Below are 3,250 nucleotides of genomic sequence, written 5' to 3' on the forward strand. Positions count from 1 at the left end.
AAAATGCGGAATTATCCAGTGTTTTCAAGGCTTTTGGGGCGTTGTATTGCGCGCAGTTTTTCTCTAGTTGCACGTTTTATTGGAAGTCAACAAAATTTCTTCTAGCGGAACTACTGTAGTCTGGCCATCATCACCTAAAGTAAATACGTATCGTGTTCCCTGAAATGCTTGTTCCAATTCATCCAGTGTGTATCCGAAGAACACATTGGATTCAGAATTATATGCCAGTTCTTCGATGTATTCCTCTGATAAGTAGATAGCATCGACCTTTTCTACGAAATAATCTCCGTCACTTAACTCATCAATCAAGTCTTCATATACGGTATTCTCTACATACGTTAATAACGCCGGATCATTTAACCCCGAAAAGTTAATATCCTCAGCATTTCCAGATTCAGGTGTCTCTATTGCTGCTTCTTCAGAGACCACCTCCGCTGCCTCTGATGTAGCCACTGACGCATCGGAATCTTCTTTTTCTTCAGAAACACTCTCGGTATTTGACTCCTGCACTGTTTCAGAAGATGTCTCTGTAGATGACGTATTGATGGAGTTACCGCAACCAACTAAAACAAGCGAAAGGCATAATACAAACGCTATAATTCTTTTCATACGTTACGCCTCCCCATCCTTTTTCTTCTTAAGATTTTTACCTATGATAGCAGCCACACTGACAACCACAATTGAGCCAACTGCAATCGGTATTGCAGGAGATGAATCCTTATCCTGACTTTCTTCATCCGCTTCGCCAGAAGTATCAATGTTGTCAGGAGTATTCACATCAGTATCATCCTGATCCGATACTATTTCCTGAACCTCAGTTGAATCGCTGTTGCTTTCTTCAGCCGCTACAGATTCATCTATTGATGTTGCTTCTGTTTCCGTTTTCGTCTCTTCTACTGTTGTTTCGATTACTACTGGATCAATAATGGAGCCATCCTCTGCAATTGTCGAACCATTGGCTATTCTGTCACGAATCTCGCTGATTGATAGCCCAGTAACCATATACGCCTTTAATATCTCATCATTTCCAACATATATTCTCTTCGTCGTTTCTTTGCCTGTTGATTCATTCGTTACTGTGATTGTATAAATACCTTCTTTGGTGAACTGATCACCATCCTTAGCTGCCTTATTTTCACGAATGTCTTCTGTTAAGCTTGTCGCACCTGGTGCAAGTACTTCACGTACATAGCTCAGATGCAGATACTTTGATCCAGCAAGATCCAAGTAAAAACCATTAGGTGCGATTGCATTATTCGAAAGCTCTGATGTTGTTTTCAGATCCCTAGGGAAAAACATACTATTTGAGTTCCGTACAGAGAATTTGAAATAAATCCTATAATGGGACTCTCCCGGAAGGATTGATGCACCAAAAACAACTGTTTTATCATGCTTAATTGCATAATCAAGAGCTACTTCGTAGTCTCCCTCCTCAAACAGTTGTACCTTGGTATCGGCGCCAGGAGTTGCACTTGCAAGCAGATAATCGCTATAAATCTGAGCTTTTTCCTTAACGTTTTCGCTGTTGCACTTTCTAATTATTAAAGCTCCATACCCGAAGTCTGTTGTTGGAGTTTCGAAGTACTGATCATATCCAGCTGTATCAGCTTCAATTTTCAGAGCAGAATTATTGTTTAACTGGTCGAGTGTTTGCTGTAAGTTAAACCACAGAGATACCTGATCACCTGTGTTCTTGAGGAAGATAACATTTCCATCTTTATCCAGTGATGTGTCTGTATATCCGCTTACAAAGAACTGTCCCAAATCCCAACCGTAATGAGGATCACCCTTTTTCATTTCAGCAACGCCTTGGTATCCATCGAATTTCTCTGTTCGAACTCTTGAACCAAGATTGTATTTCTTTGAATTGGAACTCAGGTTTATCTTATTTGCGGACGAATCATATGCATGGAACTCATACACTTCAACACATTTCTTCGATTCATATTCATCTTTGTTCCAAAGCAATATTTTCGAGCTGCTCACCTTTCGGCTAAGCTCGTAAGCTACAATCACACGATAATAGCAGCCCTCTACTAACTGAACATCCGTTGTCTGATAGAAATCTGTTTTTCCATTCGTATCAGTTTCAAAAATATTCGTTGATGTATACGCCGTGACCCATACATCACGATCCTTAGATGTCTGTACGATCAGAGCACCTTTTCCAACTTTTTCACCAATGGAGATATAATCAACTTTCTTGTCTCCATCACTCACTAAATGCCAGCTATCATCGGCGGCCGTAAGTAAGCTGTCATCATATAAATAAGACAGGGACAAGTTAAAGTCTGTGGTTTGGTCAAGATAGTCTTTCTTCACTTCAAAATCAGGAATTCCATTACTATCAACAGATGAATACTTTTCACCATTTACAGTAAGAACGCCTATAGGATTTGCTTTACTCTCATTTTCAGCTAAAGAATACTCATAATCGCTGTTCTGATCCAATTCATATACTACCGGGGTAATTGTTTGATCTGTCCCTTTTGCATATACAACATTTGTTACAGGCAGTAATAAGCTCACAGCCAATGAAGTAGCAACTACTCCAGTTGCAAATCTTCTCAACACACCATGTTTCATAATCTATGCGCTCCCCTGTTTTTATTTTTCCGATGTAGTATTATTTCTCCAATTTCGATATTCCCCGGTGGTCACTCGCTTATCCTCCGGCTTAATTGCGTCAATCAGAATAGCCCATTCTCTCCCAAGCTTTGCCGCTCCATCGATTCGCCCTTCCGCACAGTAAACCTGTATTCTACGTGGCGAAACATTCCACTTTTCCGATGCTTCTTTTATTGAAATATACCCTTCGATCATAGCAGGTCTCCTAAAAGCAAAAAGACACTACCGATTGGAAATCAGTGGTGTCTTCAACGTACAATTGGGTGCCATCTCAGGTTCCCAAAGCTCCAATATTCAGTTCAAATTATATTTTTTTGAACGAAGGATGTCAATTTACTAAAGGCTTTTTACCTGATAGGTGACCAGTATCTTGTGCACCTATTTTATGTACCGGAGGCAGCCTCTCAGCTGCCTCGCCCTGGTCACTATCAGATATCTTCGCAAACCTTCTTGTGATTGCAGATTCCCTGTGACTCCAGGATTCCATCCAGATACTTGATGTTTCTTTCATATCTCGATGATGTCAAGAAATGTTCGCAAAAACCATCCAGACCCATAGTCGAATGATTATGCAGCATCTTTAGGTAACAGTCGTGAAATTGATTCCTCTTTGATATATGCT

General features: G+C 40.3%; 3 protein-coding genes. All 3 read right to left on the reverse strand.

Annotated elements, in window-relative coordinates; genetic code table 11:
- Positions 1 to 63 precede the first annotated feature (63 nt).
- From ISF27_RS12945 to ISF27_RS12955, 3 genes are read right to left on the reverse strand one after another with little or no spacing between them, the layout of a single operon-like run.
- A complete protein-coding gene (locus ISF27_RS12945; protein WP_194611887.1) occupies positions 64 to 609 on the reverse strand; it encodes a hypothetical protein in 546 nt (181 codons plus the stop codon).
- Between the two features lie 3 nt (positions 610 to 612).
- Complete coding sequence (locus ISF27_RS12950) at positions 613 to 2,586, reverse strand: hypothetical protein (protein WP_194611888.1); 1,974 nt, start codon at positions 2,584 to 2,586, stop codon at positions 613 to 615.
- A 21-nt stretch (positions 2,587 to 2,607) separates the two neighbouring features.
- Positions 2,608 to 2,823 carry a MerR family transcriptional regulator gene (locus ISF27_RS12955; RefSeq protein ID WP_194611889.1) on the reverse strand — a complete coding sequence of 72 codons (216 nt, stop codon included), beginning with the start codon at positions 2,821 to 2,823 and terminating at the stop codon, positions 2,608 to 2,610.
- Positions 2,824 to 3,250: the final 427 nt, after the last annotated feature.

The sequence above is a fragment of the Clostridium vitabionis genome (assembly GCF_015351765.1).
Classification (GTDB): domain Bacteria; phylum Bacillota; class Clostridia; order Lachnospirales; family Lachnospiraceae; genus Clostridium_R; species Clostridium_R vitabionis.

Bases quoted from the DNA above. Each gene is read 5' to 3' on its own strand.
- ISF27_RS12945 (WP_194611887.1), bottom strand. From the start codon at position 609: ATGAAAAGAATTATAGCGTTTGTATTATGCCTTTCGCTTGTTTTAGTT.
- ISF27_RS12950 (WP_194611888.1), bottom strand. From the start codon at position 2,586: ATGAAACATGGTGTGTTGAGAAGATTTGCAACTGGAGTAGTTGCTACT.
- ISF27_RS12955 (WP_194611889.1), bottom strand. From the start codon at position 2,823: ATGATCGAAGGGTATATTTCAATAAAAGAAGCATCGGAAAAGTGGAAT.